This is a genomic window from Agromyces rhizosphaerae, from assembly GCF_027925245.1.
Lineage (GTDB): Bacteria > Actinomycetota > Actinomycetes > Actinomycetales > Microbacteriaceae > Agromyces > Agromyces rhizosphaerae.
The window spans coordinates 1997630-2016060 of record NZ_BSDP01000001.1; the positions used below are offsets into that span (position 1 = coordinate 1997630).

Genomic DNA, 18431 nt, shown 5'->3' on the forward strand with positions numbered 1-18431 from the left:
CCGAGCGCCCTCAGCGCAGCACCGGCGTCAGGTCGGGCAGCGTCCAGGCCCCGTCGAAGTACTCCTGCCGCGGGCGGTAGAGCCGCACGATGAAGTTCCAGCCCTCGGGGATCGGGATCGCGTTGGGCAGGTCGCGCACCCCGTCGTCGTGCACGAAGTGCACGGTGATCGCGCCGTCGTCGTCGGGCACGCCGGTCACGCTGTTCACGGTGTACCGGCCGCTCTCGTTCGGCACGAAGAAGCCCTTCGCGTCGTACACCGAGATCGACCAGAACGCGTCGACCGGCACGTCGGCCATGCGCAGCGAGAACGTGCCCGTCGCCTCCTCCGGCACCACGCCGATGTACGACGCCTCGTGCGACGGCAGGCCACCCCACCCGGCGGCCGTGCCGATGAGGTGGCGTACCGGATCGACCTCGTCGGGCGCGCCGAAGGTGCGCTCGAACCCCGTGAGGCCGGCCGCGAGCTGCAGCAGCGCGTTGCGGGTCGCGTCGAGGCTCGCCTGGTCGAAGTCGGGGTCGGGGAAGGGCTCGGCGGATGCCGCCTCCAGCCCGATCGCGTCCTGCAGTGCGCCGACCGCGGCGACGTCGTCGGCGTCGTTCGGGTCGACGAGCGTGCGCACGGCGACGAAGCAGTGCGAGGCGCCGGCGAGGTCCGCATCGAGCCGGTACTCGCCGGGGTCGTGGAAGATCCTCGGGATGTAGTGCTCGGTCGTCACGACCATCGCCGACAGGTACCGCCCGCCCGCGTCGGGCAGGGTCAGCGTCGCCCCGCCCGAGACGTCGACGACGACGAAGCTGTAGAGCGTGTCGCGGTTCATGCGGATCACGGTCTGCTGGTCGATCGGCGCGGGCGCGCGATGATGCAGCAGTCGGTTGACGCCCCCGGCGTCGCGCTGCAGGTCGTGGAACATCCGCGCGGTCTCCGCGACCGCGAAGTTGTCGACGTTGACGTGCGTGCCCATGTCGGATCCCCCATCCGTTCCCTGGAACACGTTCACCGTACCGCCGTTCGGGGAGCGTGTCAGGGTCGATCGTCCCGCCGTCGAACGGTCAGCGGATGCTGCGGGGTGGCCGGGCCCTCACAGCCGGCCGACGACCGCGATCGCGAGCTGCGTCGCCGCGCCGACGTCCTCCGCGCGCGAGTCGCCGTCGCCAGTGCGCACCGACACGAAGCCGCCGACGTCGCCCGCCGTGAAGCTCACCGCGTGCCCGCTCGTGCTGAAGCTGCCGGTGCCGATCATGCCCTCGTAGGCCGCGCCGTCCTCGAGCTCGTCGATCTCGGAGTTCGCCAGCGGCGTCGACTCGTCGAGGTACTCGCTGCGGAACTCGTCGATCGGCACGAGCATCACCCAGACCTCGTTGTCCGACGCGGCCGCCTCCCACTGGCACTGGATCCAGCCGAACCCGAGGTCGCTCGACTCGCCCTCGGGGACGTCGCCGCCCATGACCGCGACGAGCGGTGCGTCCGCCTCGCTGAGCAGCGTGCAGGCGTCGGTGACCGTGGTCCCTGCCGCGTCGCCGGTGCCGCACTCGACCGCGGCGAACTCGCCGACCGTGTAGGCGGCGTCGGCAGCCGCGAACGCGAGTTCGTTCACCCGCTCGGGCATCGCCTCGAGCGCGTCGCCGAGCGCAGTGTCGTCGTCGGTGTCGACGTCCGCGAAGTGCGCCGCGATCTCCGAGAAGTACTCCGACAGCACTCCCCACTCGTCGGCGATGTCCTCGGGCGGCGTGGTGGCGACGAACCCGGGCGTCAGCCCGACGACCGTCGTGACGGCCTCGGCCGCCTCGGAGGGCGGCGACTCGATGACGCCGATGAGCGTCGCATGGTCCGGGTACAGGTCGCAGAACCCCGCCGGGTCCGTCGTCGTGGTCTCTGTGTCCGGGGCCTCGGCCGGCGCATCCGCCTCGGCATCGGACGACGTCGCGCACCCCGCGAGGGCGAGCGCGGTCACGAGGCAGCCGACGATCAGCGCGCCGCGCGCGCGGAGGGACGAGGTCATGGGTCGGATGCTACGGAGCGGGCCGTTCCGGTGAATCCGTAGACACTACCGGGTTCCCGGAGTCCACCCTCCACATAGGCGGACCGGGTGCGCCGCAGGGTCGCTACCATGCCCGCATGAGCCCGGGCGCACCCACCGATCGGGTCACGCTCGCGCGGCTCGCGCTGATCGACGCGCTCGACGGCGACCCTGAGGCGCAGGCCGTGGAGATCTGCCTGCTCCCGATCGATGCGTCGGTGCAGTGCACCGGAACCCTCGTCGCCGCAGCCCGGTCCGCCGCCGCGCGGGGCGCCCATGCCGAATCCGCCAGATGGTGGGTCGAGGCGGCCCGCCGCACCCCCGACCGCGACGAGCAGCGCCGACTGTTCGAGGGCGCGGCCGCCGCCACCTTCCTCGCCGGCCGGCCCGACCAGCTCGCGGCGGTGCTCGACGAACTGCTCGCCGAGGCGCTGCCCGAGCAGGCGGCGCGCTGGATCGCCCTGCGGCTGCTCGCCGACCTCGACCACGCCGATCCCCTCGGTCGCATGGGGGAGATCGATGCGATCGCCGTGCGCGTCGCCGCCAGCGATACCGAGGCGGCCGACGCGCTGCGCATCACGGCCGCCTTCGCGCTCGTGCTCGCCGGGCACTGCGAGCAGGCGGTGCGCGTCGCCGACGAGCTGCGGGCGACGGGCCGGGAGCTCCCGCTCGCGGCCCGGCTGATCGCCGACGGCATCGACGTTGTCGTCGGCCGCACCGGTGCCGGCGAGCTGATCCGCGCCAACGGCGATCGCCAGTTCGCCGCGGAGGCGCTCATCGAGCCGACGCTCCCCATCGCGCCGACGGCACTGCACATCGCCTGGCTCGGCGAACCCGAGCGCGCCCTGCGCGCGCTGTCGGAGCACCGCGCCGGCCTCGAGGCATCCGCCGCCCCCAGCCCGCTCGCGTTCACGCTCGCCCAGGAGGGCGTGGTGCTCCAGCAGCTCGGCCGATGGTCCGAGGCGCTCGCCGCGTTCGAGCGCGCCGCGTCGCTCGCCGACACCGGTGCGCTGGGCGCGGTGCTCGCGCCGATCCGCGTGCGCCACGCGCACCTGCTCGCGCTGCTCGGGCGGGTCGAGGAGATGGAGGCGGTGCTCGCCGATCCCGCCGTGCGGAGGGTCGCCGCGATGCCCCTCAGCCGGCACACGATCGAGAGCTCGCGAGGCATCGTCGCGCTCGCCGCAGGCGACGTCGCGGTGGCGTATGCGCGCTTCACCGAGGCGGCGCGGCTGGAGCGCGTGATGGGCACGGCGGAGCCGGCGTTCCTGCCGAGCGTCGGCGATCGGTTCGAGGCGGCCTGGCGCCTGGCCCGCGAGCACGAGGTCGCCGACGATCTCGAGGCGTTCGCGCAGCGTGCGCGCCGGCTCGACCGCACCGCGCAGCTCGCCGTGGCGCTGCGTTGCCGGGCACTGGCCGACGGCGACGACGGCGCGTTCGCCGAGTCCGAGCGGCTGCACGAGGCATCCGCGCATCCGTTCGAGCACGCCCGCACGCTGCTGGCGTGGGGGCGGTCGCTGCGTCGCCGGCGTCGGCGGCAGGACGCGCGCGACCGCCTCGCGGAGGCCGCCGAGCGGTTCGACGCCCTCGGTGCGCGCTCGTGGTGCGACGCGGTCGCGCAGGAGCGGGTCGCGTGCGGCGAGCGACCGGCCGGCGGCGCCGTCGCAGGGCCGCTGGCGTCGCTGACCCCGCGCGAGCTCGAGGTGGTCGCGCTCGTCGCCGACGGCGCGAGCAACGCCGACGTCGCCGCCCGCCTCGTGCTCTCGCGGCGCACGGCCGAGTACCACCTGGGCAACGCCTACCGGAAACTCGGCGTGTCGAGTCGCGCCGGCCTGTTCGCCGCGCTCGCGAGCGCGCACGCCGACACCACGCGCCCGCCGGGTTCCTCGAGTGGTCACGAAGTGCCGGAATCCGCGCGGCGAAGCGACATCTCGTGACGACTCGGCGAGCGGGGGCCGGGGGCCGGGGGCCGGGGCCGGGGGTCGGGGCCGGGGGTCGGGGACCGGGGGTCGGTCGCCGGGTCAGGAGCCGTCGTCGGCCGAGGTGCGCTCCCGCTCGCGCCGCGCGATGTCCTCGGCGAGCTCGTCGTCGATGAGCAGGTCGCGGCGCACATGGTCGGTGCGGTAGGCGGCGCGGCCGAGCATGTGCGCGGTCATCGGCTGGGTGAGCAGCTGGAAGGTCAGGATCAGCACGATCGTGGTGAGCACGCCCCACGTCGGCACCTCGACGAGGATCGCGACGAGCACGGCGACCAGGCCCAGCACCTGCGGCTTGGTGCCCGCGTGCAGGCGCGAGAGCACGTCGGGGAAGCGCACGATGCCGACGCCGGCGGCCATCGAGAGGAACGCGCCGAGCAGCACCAGCACGCCGATCACGACCTCGCGCACCCCGAACCCCTCGGGCAGCAGCGGCATGGCCTCGGCGGCGGGCGCGATGCCCTGTGCCGACACCGCGGGGGCGAGGAGCAGGGCGACGGATGCGGCGCTCACGAGTCGTCCTCCTTCGCCATGAACCTCGCGATGGCGATCGACCCGAGCACCGCGAACATCGCGAGGACGAGCAGCACGATGAGCGTGTCGGTGTGGTGGTTGACGGCCATCTCGGCGCCGATCGCGCACATCGAGATCGCGAGCAGCACGTCGGCCGCGAGCGCGCGGTCGAGGATCGACGGCCCGACGATGATGCGCCAGACCGCGCCGATCGCGCCGATGCCGAACATGATGCCGGCGAGGATCGTGACGGCCAGCCCGAAGATGCTCATCGCTCCCCCTCCCCGGAACCCGGGCGGCCCGGGTCATCGCGGTGCACCCCGTCGCGCCGGGCGATGTCGTCGGCCGAGACCTCGTCGCTGCCGAGCGAGGTGAGCCCGTCGGGCGCGCCGCCGTGTGCGCCGCCGCCCCGCTGCATCCGCCTGGCCCGTCGTTCGGCGCGCACCGACTCGGCCTCCTCGTGCGTGCCGACGGCGAGCACGATGCGCTCCTCGGTGCCGAGCACGTGGCGCCTGGTGCGCTCGACGTCCTCGTCGGTGCGGGTGCCGAGCGCGTGCAGGTAGAGCACCGCGCGCTCGCGGTCGACGTCGACCACGACGGTGCCGGGCACGACCGTGATCGCCTCGGCGGTGAGGGTCATGACGAGGTCGGAGTGGGTGTGCAGCTGCACGGCGATGATCGAGTTGACCGGCTTGTAGCGCGGGTTCACCGCCCAGAACGCGACCTCGATCGACGCGGTCGCGACGTCGACGATCATCCGCAGGCCGAGCAGCAGCCCGCGCCACGGGTTGAACCTGCCCGACAGCAGCACGGGCGGCAGGTAGAAGACGCGCGTCACGAGGATCGCCAGCAGCACGCCGGTGACGACCGACATGACCGTGACCTCGTCCCAGAGGAACAGCCAGAGCGCGATGAGCAGCACCAGCAGCGGCAGCTGCCGCCAGATCGAGCGCCAGGGCGAGATGTCGCGTGCCGGGCTCATCGGATGCCCCCGGGGAAGACGAGGTTCACGTAGACGGCCGGGTCGAGCAGGTTCGTCGCCGCCCGGCTGCTGAGCTCGAACAGCGGCCCGGCGAGCACCGTGAGCAGGAGGCTGAACGCGACCAGTCCGACCGTGGCGGCGAGCATCAGCACGGGCGCGGTGCGGGTCTCGGTGACCGTCGCGCCCTCGGGCGCCTCCTGCATCGACTCGACGAGGAACGACTCGTACCCCTCGAGCTCGTCGCGGCTGCGCCAGAACGCGAGGTTCCAGAACCGGGTGAGCGCGTAGAGGGTGAGCAGCGAGGTCGCCGCCCCGGCACCGATGACGGTCCAGATGAGCCAAGGTGCCGCGCCCTCGCCGGAACCCGCCACCTCGGCACCGCCGAGGAACAGCCCGACCTTGCCGATGAACCCCGAGAAGGGCGGGATGCCGCCGAGGTTCAGCGCCGGGATGAAGAACAGGATCGCGACGAACGGCGAGGCGGCGAGCAGCCCGGCGAGCCGGTTCACCGAGGTCGCGCCGCCGACGCGCTCGATGAGCCCGGTGGTGAGGAACAGCGCGGTCTGCACGGTGATGTGGTGCACGACGTAGTAGACGGTCGCCGCGATGCCGAGCTCCGACGCGAGGCCGATGCCCATGAGCATGTAGCCGATGTGCGAGACGAGCGTGAACGACAGCAGCCGCTTGATGTCGGCCTGGGCGAGTGCGCCGAGGATGCCCACGAGCATCGTGAGCCCGCCGAGCACGAGGTACATCGTGGTGAGGTCGTTGTCGGCGAAGATCGTCATCTCCGACCGGATGAGCGCGTACACGCCGACCTTGGTGAGCAGGCCGGCGAACACGGCCGTGACCGGCGCAGGCGCGGTCGGGTACGAGTCGGGCAGCCAGAACGAGAGCGGGAAGACCGCGGCCTTGATGCCGAACGCCGTGATGAGCGCGAGGTGCAGCAGCAGCTGGATGTCCTGCGGCAGCTCGGCGATGCGCACCGAGAGCTGGGCGATGTTCGCCGTGCCCGTCGCGCCGTAGATGAGTGCGATCGCGCTGAGGAAGAACAGCGACGACACGAGGCTCACCACGATGTAGGTGACGCCCGCGCGGATGCGCTCGCCCGTGCCGCCGAGCGTGAGCAGCACGTAGCTCGCCGCCAGCAGGATCTCGAACCCGACGTACAGGTTGAACAGGTCGCCCGCGATGAACGCGTTGCAGATGCCCGCGGCGAGGATCAGGTAGGTCGGGTAGAAGATCGACACCGGCGTCTCGCGGTGGCGGTCGGCCACGCCCTGCCCCACCGAGTAGACGAGCACGCCGAGCAGCATGATCGCCGAGATGACCAGCAGGATCGCCGAGAGGCGATCGACGACGAGGGTGATGCCGAAGGGGGCATCCCAGTCGCCGATGTAGACCACGATGCCCCGGGTGGCGTCGACCGCGAACAGCAGCACGCTCGCGATCACCGCGACCGCCGCCAGCACGGCGACGCTGAGCCACAGCTGCACCCGCCGGTTGCGGCCGAGCACGAGCGTGGCGGCCGCGCCCAGCAGGGGCAGCAGCACGACGAGGGGCACGAGCGCGGTCATCGGCGATCCCCTCCCCGGTCGGGGCGATCCGTCCGGGCGGATGCCTCGGAGCCGCGCTCGTCGTACTCCTCGTCGCTCTCGTCGAGGATCTGCAGGATGGCCGTGTCGTCGAGCCGCGAGCTGCGGGCCACGTCGGCGGCGCCCTCGCCCGACTCGCGCCCGTCGCGATCGTCGTCGACCAGGTCGCCCTGGTCGCCCAGCCGGGCGAGCCACCACGACCGGTAGATGAGCGCGAGCATGAACGCGGTGATGCCGAGGTTGATCACGATCGCGGTGAGCATGAACACCTGCGGCAGCGGGTCGCTGATCGCCTCGGGGTCGACGCCGTCGTACAGCACCGGCGCGAGGCCGGGCGCGCCTGCCATGACGTAGAGCAGCAGGTTCACGGCGTTGCCGACGAGGAGGAACCCGATGAGCACGCGCGTGAGGCTGCGCTCGAGCATCACGTAGATGCCGGCGCCGAACATCACGGCGACGAGCGCGACGAGGGTGAGCGAGCCGGTCACGGGCGGGCCTCCTCGGGGGTCGTGCCGGTGTCCACGGGCGCGGTGGCGGCGGTGTCGTCGTCGGCATCGGATGCCCCGGGGGCGCCGGGCTCGTCGCCCGGGCCGCTTCCGTCGGCGGCGTCCATGCCCTCCTCGCGGTGACGGTCGACCTCGGCGCCGAGCGAGCGCAGGATGTCGAGCACGAGCGCGACGACCACGAGGTACACGCCGATGTCGAAGAAGGTCGAGGTGCCGAACGAGATCTCGCCGAGCACCGGCACGTGCCATTCGAACCAGGTCGAGGTGAACACGGTCGAGCCGAACACGAGCGGCGCGGTGGCGGTGCCCGCGGCGAGCAGGAGGCCGAAGCCGAGCAGCTTGCCCGCGTCGACCGGCACGGCCTCGCCGAGCTCGTAGCGCCCGGCGGCGAGGTAGCGGGCGACGAGCGCGAGGCCCGCGAGCAGCCCGCCCGCGAACCCGCCGCCCGGGGCGTTGTGGCCCGCGAACAGCAGGTAGACCGACACGATGATCGCGGGGTGGAAGAGCAGCCGCACGAGCACCTCGATGAGGATCGAGCGGTTGCGCGGCCCCAGCGTGCGGCCGGCGAGCAGCCAGGCCTGGCGGCTCGTGGCGCGGTCCTCGGGCACGTCCTGCTGCTCGACGACGGGACGCACGCGGTCGCGGCGTCCTGCGGAGGAGTCGAGGCGGGGCGCGGCGCCCGTGCGCCCGGTCACGAAGATGAGGCTCGCGACGCCGGTGGCGACCGCGACGAGCACCGAGATCTCGCCGAGCGTGTCCCACGCGCGGATGTCGACGAGCATGACGTTGACGATGTTCTTCCCGTGCGCCTCGAGTGCGAGCTCCGGCAGCCCGCCCGAGATCGACGGCTCGACGCGAGCACCGAGCGCGATGAGCCCGACCGCGCCCATCGCGAGGCCGGCGAGCACGCCGATGATCGCGCGGAACCGGCGCCGCACGGGCGGGTTGTGCTGCGCGATCTGCTTCGGCAGCCGGCGCAGCACGAGCACGAACGCGACCAGGGTGAGCGACTCGACCAGCGCCTGGGTGAGCGCGAGGTCGGGCGCGCCCGACATGCCGAAGAGGACCACGAGGCCGAAGCCCGTGACGCCGACGAGCAGGATCGCGGTGACCCGGTGGCTCGCGACCGCGGCGGCGACGGCCGCGACCGCCATCACGGCGGCGACGAACGGCTGCGCGGGGAAGTCCCACGCGCGCACCTCGTCGGGCCACGCTCCGTTCAGCAGCAGGCCCGTGCCGAGTCCGGCGATGAGCACGAGCACGATGACCGCGACGTAGCCCGGCAGTCCGCGGCGCTGGATGAACACGGTGAGCGCCGCCGCGAACCGGTCGACGCCGCGCACGATCGAGAGGTACTCGCGCGAGGTGTCGAACCACTCGGGCGTCGCCGCCTGGAACCGGGCGACGGGGCGGCGCAGCCAGACGAGCAGCGCCGCGACGCCGAACACGAGCGCCGAGAGCGCGAGCGCGGGCCCGAGGCCGTGCCAGAGCGCGAGGTGGTACTCCTGCGGACCGGGCAGCTCGTCGGCGTAGGCCGTGAGCAGCGGCTCGATCGACGTGATCGCGAACGCCGCGACGACGCCGGCGGTCGCGAGCACGACGGGGGAGATGAGGATGCCCGCGCCCTCGTCGTGCAGGGGCGTGTCGTCGCGCCCGGGCCGGCGCCAGAACGCGCCCCAGAAGAACCGCACGGTGTACGCGACGGTGAGGATCGAGCCGACGACCACCCCGACGAGCGCGAGCCACGCCCAGGCCTCGCCGTGCGCGACGCCCTCGAGGAACGCCTCGAACACGGCCTCCTTCGCCACGAACCCGATGAGCGGCGGGAGCCCGGCCATCGATGCGGCCGCGAGGCCGGCGAACGTCGCGAGCACGGGCATGCGCCTCCCCACCCCCGACAGCTCGCGCCAGTCGCGGGTGCCCGCCGCGTGGTCGACGATGCCGACCACGAGGAACAGCGTCGACTTGAACAGCGCGTGCGCGAGCAGCAGGGCGACGCCGGCCAGCGCCGCATCCCGCGTGCCGAACCCGACGACCACGATCAGGAAGCCGAGCTGGCTGACCGTGCCGTACGCGAGCAGGAGCTTCAGGTCGTACTGCCGCAGCGCGCGCCAGCCGCCCACCAGCATCGTCAGCACGCCGAGGCCGATGACGATCGGATGCCACACCGACAGGTCCGCGTACCCGGGCGCGAGACGCGCCACGAGGTAGACGCCCGCCTTCACCATGGCGGCCGCGTGCAGGTAGGCGCTGACCGGGGTCGGGGCGGCCATCGCGGCCGGCAGCCAGAAGTGGAACGGCACGAGCGCGCTCTTCGAGATCGCGCCCACCAGCACGAGCGCGATGCCCCACTCGGCGGCGGCCCCGGTGACCGGTGTGGCGAGGAGCGTCGCGAGCGAGGTGGTCTCGCCGGCGACCGCGAGCAGCACGAGCCCGACGAGCATGACGAGCCCGCCGAAGGTCGTGACCGTGAGCGCCTGGAGGGCCGCGCCGCGGCTCTCGCGGCGACCCGTGTAGTGGCCGATGAGGAGGTACGAGAGCACGCTCGTCGCCTCCCAGAAGATGAACAGCGCGAACACGTCGTCGGCCGTGACGAGCCCGAACATCACGCCCGCGAACAGCAGCAGCAGCGAGGCGAACCTGCCGAGCGACGGCTCGTCGTCGCGGAAGTACCAGGCGCAGTAGAGCAGCACGAGCGCGCCGACGCCCGTGACGACGAGCGCGAGCAGCAGCGAGAGCGCGTCGAGGCGGAAGCCGAGCTCGATGCCGAGGCGGGGGATCCAGCGGAGCTGCTCGACGAGTTCGCCGGATGTGCCCGTCTCCGCACTGACGCCGACGACGAGCGGCAGTTGCGCCAGCAGCCAGGCGAACACGGCCGCGGGCAGCACGGCGATGACGAGGAAGACGCGGCGTCCGAGCAGGCGGGTGGCGAACGGGGTCAGCAGCCACACGAGCGCGAACAGCCCGAGGCTGACGAGCATCTGGCCTCCCCCTGCCGGTCGCGGATGACCAGCCTACCGGCGTGATGGAAGCATGGGGGGATGGACGTGATCATCACCGCGGAGGCGCTCGCCGGGGCGCTCGGCGGGCCGACGCCGCCGGTGCTGCTCGACGTGCGCTGGAGCCTCGCCGAGCCCGACGGTCGGCCTGCGTACCGGGCGGGGCACCTCCCGGGCGCGGTCTTCGTCGAGCTCGAGACCGAGCTCGCGCGACCCGAGCACGAGCCGGCCGAGGGGCGCCACCCGCTGCCCGACGAAGCGGCGTTCACCGAGTCGATGCGCCGCTGGGGCATCCGCACGGGCGACGCCGTCGTGGTGTACGACGACCTCGGCAACCAGTCTGCGGCGCGCGCGTGGTGGCTCCTCCGGCACGCCGGTGTGGCCGACGCGCGCCTGCTCGACGGCGGACTCGCGGCCTGGCGCGCGGCCGGGCTCCCGCTCGAGACGGGCGACGCGGTACCGACGCCCGGCGACGCGACCGCCCGCTACGGGCACCTGCCGGTGGTCGACATCGACGGGGCCGAGCGGATGCCGCGGAGCGGCGTGCTCCTCGACGCGCGCGCCGCCGCCCGCTATCGCGGCGAGGTCGAGCCGGTCGATCCGATCGCGGGACACGTGCCCGGCGCGGCATCCGCCCCCACCGCCGGCAACCTCGACGCCGACGGCCGATTCCTCCCGGCCGACGCGCTCCGCGCGCGCTACGAGGCCCTCGGCGTCGTTGCCGGGCGCCCCGTCGCCGCGTACTGCGGATCTGGCGTGACCGCGGCGCACGCCGTCGCCGCGCTGGCGATCGCGGGGTTCGATGCGGCCCTGTACCCCGGCTCGTGGAGCCAGTGGGCGAACACCCCCGGCCGCCCCGTGGAGACCGGCGGGGCGTAGGTCAGCGGATCTGGCGGATGCCCGGGTCGGCGCCCCACGCGGCATCGGCGGTGAGCACGTCCGCGCCGAGGCGGCGGCCGAGCGCGAGGCAGAGGCGATCGGCGAGCGAGAGGCCCGAGCCGGCGCGCCAGCGCGTCGCGGCATGCTCGGCATCCTCCTGCGTGACCGGCTCGACCCTCGTTCCGTAGCTCTCGAGCAGCGCGCGGGCAAGCGCCCAGTCGCCGCCGCGACCGGCCACCTTCTGCGCGACCTCCGACCAGTTCGCCGCGCCGACCGCACAGGTGCCGTCGCCGAGCAACTCGGCCTCGACGACGTCCGCCCCGGGCTCGCCGTGCAGGAACGCGAGCACGGCGGACGCGTCGAGGACGCTCACGCCGTGTCTTCCGCGCGTGCTGAGGCCCGCCGGTCGGCGAGGAGTTCCTCGACGAGGCTCGTCCCGGCGAGCTGCTCGCGCAGCAGCCGCTTCACCTGCTCGCGGGTCGCCAGGACCACGCCCCGATCCGTCTCGATGAGCAGCAGCGGCGTGCCCTGCTCCCAGCCCTGATGGGCGCGCAGCTCGGCGGGGATCACGAACCGGCCGCGATCACCGAGCGTCGAGTAGTGCGTGGTCGTCATGCCGGCACGGTACCACCGTCGAGAGTTGAGTGGTACACGCGGGTGCTCTGTACCACTCCGTCACTCGGGACGGCGGCCCACCCCGACGAGCGTGCCGACGTCGACACGCTCGATCTCGCGCTCGGCGAGCGCCGCGAGGTAGGCGGTGCGCACCTCCTCGACCGTCTCCTCGCCGAGGTCGCCGAAGAGCGCCCGCATGCCCGTGCCGCGGGCGAAGCCCCAGGCGAGTTCGGGCGTGAGCTCGAGCGTGCGCGGCACCGCGTCGGCGCGCACCTGCACCAGGCCGAGCCCGGTCATCCACACCGCGAGGGCGCCCGGCGTCGCGGCCGAGCGCATGACCGGCGAGGCGTCGTCGGGGTCGAGGTCGGCGAGCTCGGGCCGGTGCGGAAGGAGCGCCTCGAACAGCACCTCCGCGAGCGCGTCGATGGCGCCGGGCGCCCACACCGTGAGCCCCACGCGCCCACCGGGCCGTGCGAGTTCGACCAGGTGCCGCGCACCGGCGCGAGGGTCGTCGAAGAAGAACACGCCGAGCACGCACTGCACGAGGTCGTACCCGTCCTCGTCCCACTCCAGCACGTCGCCGACGTGCGGATGCAGCTGCGGCAGGTCTCCCCCCGCGCGCGTGACCAGCCGGTCGATCATCGCCCGGGCGGCATCGACCGCGTCGACGTGCCCCTCCGGGCCCACGAGCTCGGCCGTCGGCAGGGCCGACGCCCCGTCGCCGCAGCACGCGTCGAGCACGCGCTCGCCCGGCATCGGCCTCGTGCGCACGATCGTCGCGGTCGAGACCGGTTCCCACAATTGCGGCCCGAGCACCCCGAAATCGTCCGCCGCCTCGGCGAATGACTCGGCGTACGCAGGCGTCGTCGCCGCTTCCCCCATGTGCCCCATTGTGAACCAGCGGCATCCGATTCAGGAATTTGATAGCGGGACGCGCCAGACTGTACGCACACCCACGACGAATCGAGACGCACCTCCATGCATCGCACCCTGCGCCGTGCCGCACCCATCGCACTGCTCTCCGCCTCCGCCCTGCTGCTCGCCGGCTGCGCGGCGGCCGACGAGACCGAGCCCGACGCCACGACCGAGGCCGGCGGGTGCCTCGAGGTCGCCTCCGGCGCCGAGAGCGATTCCGTCACCGTCTCGGGCGACTTCGGCGTGGAGCCCACGACCGAGTTCGACGTGCCGCTCGACGCCGACGAGCTGCAGCGCACCATCGTCGAGGAGGGCGACGGCGACGCGACCGAGATCGGCGACGCCGTGACCGCCCAGATCAGCGTGTTCTCGGGGAGCACCGGCGACCTCGCGTTCTCGCAGGAGGCCACGCTGACCGTCGCCGACGCGTCGATCTTCCCGGCGTTCCTCGCCGGCATCGACTGCCTGCCGGTCGGCACCCGCACCGTCACCATCGCGCCGAGCGACGAGCTCTTCGGCGACGAGGGCAACGCCGACATCGGCATCGCGGGCGGCGACACGGTCGTCATCGTGACCGACTTGGTCGACCGCATCGAGCCCGCGGTGCCGCAGGACTGGACCGAGGACGTGCCCGACGTGTCGTTCGACGACGCGGGCGTGCCGACCGTAACCCTGCCCGACACCGACCCGTCGGACGACCTGCTCATCGCCGTGCTCGAGGAGGGCGACGGCGCCGAGGTCGGCGAGGGCGACACCGTCACCGTGCAGTACCAGGGCATCAGCTGGGACACCGGCGAGGTCTTCGACCAGAGCTACGGCGGCGACCCGATCAGCTTCAGCACCGCCGGCGTCATCGAGGGCTTCGGCGCCGCGCTCGTCGGCCAGACCGTCGGCACGCAGCTGATCGTCACCATCCCGCCGCGCTACGCCTACGGCGAGGAGGGCGCCGGCCAGGAGCTCTCGGGCCAGACGCTCGTCTTCCTGATCGACATCGAGGACACCGCGCCCGCGGCGGGCTGATCCCGCCCGACGCGACGGAGCCGCCGACCCCGACGGGGTGGGCGGCTCCGCTCGTCTGGCGCCTCGAACCGGGTCTCAGGCCGTCCAGACCCGCAGGTCGACGTGGGCCGAAGCGTGGACGAAGTCGCGATCGGTGGTGAGGACCACGTGGCCGTGGCGGATCGCCAACTGGGCGATGAGCGCGTCGATCGTGCCGAGTTGCACCCCACCGCGACGACAGGTGTTGCGGAGTTCCGCGGCGGCGACATGGTCGTCCCGGTCGGGGTGCAGCATCGGTACGTATGCGAAGCGCTCGATGATCTGCGCGCGTGCCGCCGCTGGGAGGACGCCGTGGAGCAGCTCCTGCAGGATGACGCCGGTCGTCGAGACGATCTCCGCTCCCCTGAGTGCGGCGAGCAGCGCGTCGACCTCGGGGACCCGCTCCGGGCGGTCGCGGCGCAGCGCGAGCGACCAGACGCTCGTGTCGACCAGCAGGGCCATCAGCGGGAGCGCTCGGCCTTGTAGTCGAACTCGAGATCCCATTCGACCGCGCCGATGAGGTCGAGGATGCGCGCCTGTTCGCGGCGTGCGATGAACTCCTCGAGTGCCCGGGTCACGGTGGCCTTCTTCGTGTGCTCGCCGCCCACCCGCAACGCGTGGTCGAGCAGTTCGGGGTCGATCGCCAGGTTCGTCGCCATGTGCATCACCTCGCACACGAGTCTACACATGGTCATGTGTAAGACCGAGCCGGGTGACGTCTCGGCGCGGGCGGAGGCCCGATCTCAGACGATGGCGTCGGCGGATGCCTCGGCCGGCGCCCGAACCGGCTCGGGTCGCGCGAGCCCGCGCACGACGCCGGTGTGCTCGAGGCGCGCGGCGATGAACCGTCCGAGCCAGGTCGCGGCGACCGCGCTCACGACGAGCAGTACGACGAAGACGACCTGCACGGCGGGCGCGAAGTCGATCACGCCGAGGCTGCGCATCGACACGGTCGAGTAGAGCGCGGCGAACGCGCCGGCGCCGACGTAGAAGACCCACGGCTTCCAGTAGCGGTAGAGGCTCACGAGGAACGGGACCTCCAGCGCGATGCCGATCATGAGGCACGTGACCACGGCCGAGAACCCGTAGGGCGTGAACGGCACGTTGACGAGCCCGGCGATGAGCGCGGTGAGCACGCCCACGCCGGGGCGGCGCAGCAGCGCGAGCGCGATCACGAACGGCAGCAGGTAGAGGCCCACGCCCGCCGCGTAGGCGAGCGGCACGACCTTCGCGAGTGCGGCGGCGGCGTTGTTGACGGGGATGAGCAGCAGGCCGCCGGCCGCGCCGATCGCGGCGCAGGTCATCAGCAGGCGGGTCGTGAAGCGCATGGGTCTCCTGGGGTGTGGGGTGGGTCGAACGGAACGAGGTCAGGCGGTGATCTCGGAGCGGCTGGGCGTCAGCGTGCCGAGACCCGACGAGATGCCCCACCAGTACAGGGCGATCGCGACGGCCCAGAATGCGACGACGAACACGGTGTCGCGTGCGCGCCACGGCACGAGGTAGCGCTCCGTGCGGGTGGGGTGCGCGCCGAACGCGCGGGCGTCCATCGCCAGGGCGACGCGCTCGGCGTGGCGGATGGCGCTCGCGAGCAGCGGCACGGCGTAGCCGATCGTGCGTCGCACCGCGGCGACCGGCCCGCGCCCGGCATCCGTGCCCCGCACCCGATGCGCCTGGCGGATCACCTCGAGCTCGTGGCCGAACCGGGGAACGAACCGGAACGCGGCCAGCGCGGTGTAGCCGATGCGGTACGGCACGCGCAGCTGCTGCACCATCGAGCGCACGAGCTCGGGCCCCGACGTCGTGAGGCCCGACAGCAGCGCGAGGGCGAGCAGCGCGGCGATGCGCAGCGACGTGGCGAGGCCGACCAGGTAGGCGGCGAGCGTGAACCGCCAGTCGCCGATCTCGAGCAGCACGACGGATGCCGCGGGCGAGCCCTGGTCGATGCGCGACGCGTCGACCCAGAGGCCGAAGCTCACGCCCATCAGGGCGATCACCACCGGCAGCCCGACCACGAGCGCGGCGGTGAGCCGGCCGCTGAGGCGCGCGCCCACGAGCAGGAGCACCACGACGAGCACGATGAACGCGAGCGGGATCGCGATGCCGCGCGTGAAGATGATGAGCAGCATCACCGGCAGGGGGGCGGCGACCTTCGCGAGCGGGTTGAGGTGGTGCAGGAAGCGCCACGCCGGCGCGGGCGGCTTCGGAGCGAACGGGTCGATGCGCACGCCCTCGCCGCGGCCGCGGCGACCCGCCGAGGCGGTGCCGAGCCCGTCGTCGTGGCCGGGGGCGACCGACGCTGCGGTGCCCGCCGGGTTCGTCGAGGGCGCGCTCATCGGTTCGCCCCGATGCGGTCGGATGCCCCGGAGCCGGCCGTGTCGCCCGTCGCCGGCGTGCCCTGCTGGCCGGCCCCGCCGCGCCGTGCGCTCGCCGCCCGCCCGGGAGCGGCCACCGGCAGCTGCGCGATGCGGCTCACACCGTGCCAGTCGGGGTGGCGGGTCAGCGCGCGGGTCGCGCGCGCGAGCGGCGGGTGCCGCAGCCCGGCCTCGTCGATGAGCGGACCGGCGAGCACGGCGCCCGTCGGACCGTGCCCGAGGATGCGCCCGTCGCGCATGACCGCCACCCGCGTGGCGTAGTCGGCGACGAGCTGCAGGTCGTGGGTGACCACGATGACCGTGGTGCCGACGGCGTTCAGGTCGGCGAGCATGCCGAGCAGCTCGGCGGCGCGCTCCCGGTCCTGGCCGAAGGTGGGCTCGTCGAGGGCGAGCACCGGCGCCCCGGCGATGAGCGCGGTGCCGACCGAGAGGCGGCGCTTCTGCCCGCCCGACAGCAGGAACGGATGCTGCTCGCGGTGCTCCGCGAGTCCGAACCGCTCGAGCATCTCGTCGACGCGCGGCGCGCGCTCCTCCTCGGGCACGCCCTGCACGCGCAGCCCGTGGTCGAGCTCGTCGGCCGCCGTGTGGGCGAGGAACTGGTGCTCGGGGTTCTGGAAGACGAAACCGATGCTGCGGGCGAGCGTGCGCGCATCGGTGCGCGCGGGGTCGAGTCCGAGCACGTCGACGGTGCCCTGCGGCGGCACGACGACGCCGGCGAGGGCCTGCAGCAGCGTGGTCTTGCCCGCGCCGTTGGTGCCGACGATCGCGAGGAACTCGCCGCGCTCGACGTCGAGCGACACGTCGTGCACGACGACGGGGCCGCGCCTGCCGCCCCGGCGCACGTCGAGTCCGCGTGCGCGGATGGCGGGGCCGTCGGACGCCGCGGTGCGGGCGGCGACCTGCGGGCGCGGGTCGCGCGTCGAGGCGCGCACCGGCGCGGCATCCGTCAGCGGTGCGGGAAGCTCGGGCACCGCGTCGAGGGCGGCGGCCAGCTCCGCGGGGGTCAGTGGGAGCGGGTCGATGGGCACGCCCGCGTCGGCGAGGCGGATCGCCGCGAGCGTGGAGACCGGCAGCCACACGCCGTGGTCGAGCAGTTCGCGCGCCCGCCCGGCGAGCACCTCGCGTGCGGGTCCGTCAACGACGACGTGCCCGTCGGCGTCGAGCACGACGACCCGGTCGATCAGGTCGACCGCCTGGTCGAGGTTGTGCTCGACGAGCACGATGGCGTGCCGGTCGTCGCGCGCGAGCTCGCGCAGCACGGCGTAGACCTCGTCGATGCCGGCCGGGTCGAGGTTCGCGGTCGGCTCGTCGAGCACGAGCACGGGGCTCGCCATCGCGAGCGCGCACGCGATCGCGAGGCGCTGCCGGCCCCCGCCCGAGAGGCGGTCGGGGTTCTCGCTGCGCCGCTCCCAGAGCCCGACGCGTCGCAGCGCCCGCTCGCCGCGGGCGAGCACCTCGTCGGCGGGCAGCAGCTGGTTCTCGGGGCCGAAGCACACCTCGTCGAGCAGGGTGCCGGTGACGACCTGGGCGTCCGGGTCCTGGAACACCATCGCGACGTGCGCGCTCAGCGCACCCACCGGGTGCTCGGCGGTGTCGAGCCCGGCGACGCGCACCGTGCCCTCGAGGGTCGCTGGCACCGCGTGCGGCACGAGCCCGTCGAGCGCGAGGGCGAGCGTCGACTTGCCGCATCCGCTCGGCCCCAGGATGAGCACGACCTCGCCCGGCGCGACCTCGAAGGAGACGTCGTCCGGCGTCGCGCGGGCCGCGCCGTCGTGCCGGATGGACACGCGGTCGAGGTGCAGCAGAGGCGTCTGGGTCATGGGCTCGCGGACGGTGAGGGCGGATGCAGCTTAGGCCAGCCTAACCTCACGCGGCCCGGATCCCAACGGCGTGACGTCACCCCGCCGCGGCCGAAGTACACAGGTGTCATTCGGATTCCACTCAGCGGGAATGCACGTTGCCGTCGCAGCGTTGTACGAGTGCTACGCGCGATTTCCCCTGCCCCGCGCGTGGTGAAGGGAGGG

The 18431-nt window shown here is 73.3% G+C and carries 19 protein-coding genes; 3 read left to right on the top strand and 16 right to left on the bottom strand.

The genetic code is table 11. The annotated features are described in order from the left end of the window. Window positions 1-10 precede the first annotated feature (10 nt). Entirely contained in the window at window positions 11-964 is a 954-nt protein-coding gene (locus QMG39_RS09415) for a DUF1214 domain-containing protein (RefSeq protein ID WP_281884346.1), read from the bottom strand. Between the two features lie 117 nt (window positions 965-1081). Further along, window positions 1082-2002 (bottom strand): hypothetical protein, encoded by a 921-nt coding sequence (locus QMG39_RS09420; RefSeq protein WP_281884348.1) that lies wholly within the window; start codon window positions 2000-2002, stop codon window positions 1082-1084. Window positions 2003-2118: 116 nt separating this feature from the next. On the opposite strand from QMG39_RS09420, the gene QMG39_RS09425 reads away from it, so the two are divergent. After that, entirely contained in the window at window positions 2119-3954 is a 1836-nt protein-coding gene (locus tag QMG39_RS09425) for a helix-turn-helix domain-containing protein (RefSeq protein ID WP_281884350.1), read from the top strand. Between the two features lie 84 nt (window positions 3955-4038). Here the strand turns inward: QMG39_RS09425 and mnhG are convergent, their stop codons facing one another. The 6 genes from mnhG to QMG39_RS09455 are packed head-to-tail and all read right to left on the bottom strand — an operon-like array spanning window position 4039 to window position 10570. After that, complete coding sequence (gene mnhG, locus QMG39_RS09430) at window positions 4039-4506, bottom strand: monovalent cation/H(+) antiporter subunit G (protein WP_281884352.1); 468 nt, start codon at window positions 4504-4506, stop codon at window positions 4039-4041. Next, window positions 4503-4778, bottom strand: coding sequence for an MrpF/PhaF family protein (locus QMG39_RS09435; protein WP_281884354.1), 276 nt, complete (start codon window positions 4776-4778; stop codon window positions 4503-4505). The genes mnhG and QMG39_RS09435 overlap by 4 nt, the downstream gene beginning before the upstream one ends. Further along, a complete protein-coding gene (locus QMG39_RS09440; protein ID WP_281884356.1) occupies window positions 4775-5488 on the bottom strand; it encodes a Na+/H+ antiporter subunit E in 714 nt (237 codons plus the stop codon). Before QMG39_RS09440 ends, QMG39_RS09435 begins: the two co-directional genes overlap by 4 nt. Further along, on the bottom strand, window positions 5485-7065 hold the full coding sequence (locus tag QMG39_RS09445; protein ID WP_281884358.1) for a Na+/H+ antiporter subunit D: 1581 nt from the start codon (window positions 7063-7065) through the stop codon (window positions 5485-5487). Before QMG39_RS09445 ends, QMG39_RS09440 begins: the two co-directional genes overlap by 4 nt. After that, window positions 7062-7571: a sodium:proton antiporter gene (locus tag QMG39_RS09450; RefSeq protein ID WP_281884360.1), complete on the bottom strand. Its 510-nt coding sequence runs from the start codon at window positions 7569-7571 to the stop codon at window positions 7062-7064. Before QMG39_RS09450 ends, QMG39_RS09445 begins: the two co-directional genes overlap by 4 nt. Continuing rightward, window positions 7568-10570, bottom strand: coding sequence for a Na+/H+ antiporter subunit A (locus QMG39_RS09455; RefSeq protein ID WP_281884362.1), 3003 nt, complete (start codon window positions 10568-10570; stop codon window positions 7568-7570). The genes QMG39_RS09450 and QMG39_RS09455 overlap by 4 nt, the downstream gene beginning before the upstream one ends. Window positions 10571-10630: 60 nt before the next feature. Between QMG39_RS09455 and QMG39_RS09460 the strand changes: the two genes are divergently transcribed. Beyond that, window positions 10631-11467, top strand: coding sequence for a sulfurtransferase (locus tag QMG39_RS09460; RefSeq protein ID WP_281884364.1), 837 nt, complete (start codon window positions 10631-10633; stop codon window positions 11465-11467). Window position 11468: 1 nt separating this feature from the next. Here QMG39_RS09460 and QMG39_RS09465 read toward each other — a convergent pair whose 3' ends face one another. The 3 genes from QMG39_RS09465 to QMG39_RS09475 are packed head-to-tail and all read right to left on the bottom strand — an operon-like array spanning window position 11469 to window position 12964. Then, on the bottom strand, window positions 11469-11840 hold the full coding sequence (locus QMG39_RS09465; RefSeq protein WP_281884366.1) for a type II toxin-antitoxin system VapC family toxin: 372 nt from the start codon (window positions 11838-11840) through the stop codon (window positions 11469-11471). Next, entirely contained in the window at window positions 11837-12082 is a 246-nt protein-coding gene (locus tag QMG39_RS09470; RefSeq protein WP_281884368.1) for an AbrB/MazE/SpoVT family DNA-binding domain-containing protein, read from the bottom strand. Before QMG39_RS09470 ends, QMG39_RS09465 begins: the two co-directional genes overlap by 4 nt. A gap of 60 nt (window positions 12083-12142) precedes the next feature. Further along, the gene (locus QMG39_RS09475; protein ID WP_281884370.1) at window positions 12143-12964 is read right to left on the bottom strand and encodes a class I SAM-dependent methyltransferase; all 822 of its coding nucleotides are present in this window, start codon (window positions 12962-12964) and stop codon (window positions 12143-12145) included. A gap of 96 nt (window positions 12965-13060) precedes the next feature. Here QMG39_RS09475 and QMG39_RS09480 point away from each other — a divergent pair, with 96 nt between their 5' ends. After that, window positions 13061-14017: an FKBP-type peptidyl-prolyl cis-trans isomerase gene (locus tag QMG39_RS09480; RefSeq protein ID WP_281884373.1), complete on the top strand. Its 957-nt coding sequence runs from the start codon at window positions 13061-13063 to the stop codon at window positions 14015-14017. Between the two features lie 75 nt (window positions 14018-14092). Here the strand turns inward: QMG39_RS09480 and vapC are convergent, their stop codons facing one another. The 5 genes from vapC to QMG39_RS09505 form a co-directional block, all read right to left on the bottom strand. Further along, window positions 14093-14497, bottom strand: coding sequence for a type II toxin-antitoxin system VapC family toxin (gene vapC, locus QMG39_RS09485; protein ID WP_281884375.1), 405 nt, complete (start codon window positions 14495-14497; stop codon window positions 14093-14095). Further along, on the bottom strand, window positions 14497-14694 hold the full coding sequence (locus QMG39_RS09490) for a type II toxin-antitoxin system VapB family antitoxin (RefSeq protein WP_281884377.1): 198 nt from the start codon (window positions 14692-14694) through the stop codon (window positions 14497-14499). The genes vapC and QMG39_RS09490 overlap by 1 nt, the downstream gene beginning before the upstream one ends. 84 nt (window positions 14695-14778) lie before the next feature. Continuing rightward, window positions 14779-15363, bottom strand: coding sequence for an ECF transporter S component (locus QMG39_RS09495; protein ID WP_281884379.1), 585 nt, complete (start codon window positions 15361-15363; stop codon window positions 14779-14781). A 39-nt stretch (window positions 15364-15402) separates the two neighbouring features. Next, window positions 15403-16368, bottom strand: coding sequence for an energy-coupling factor transporter transmembrane component T family protein (locus QMG39_RS09500; RefSeq protein ID WP_281884381.1), 966 nt, complete (start codon window positions 16366-16368; stop codon window positions 15403-15405). Continuing rightward, the gene (locus QMG39_RS09505; protein ID WP_281884383.1) at window positions 16365-18227 is read right to left on the bottom strand and encodes an ABC transporter ATP-binding protein; all 1863 of its coding nucleotides are present in this window, start codon (window positions 18225-18227) and stop codon (window positions 16365-16367) included. Before QMG39_RS09505 ends, QMG39_RS09500 begins: the two co-directional genes overlap by 4 nt. Window positions 18228-18431 lie beyond the last annotated feature (204 nt).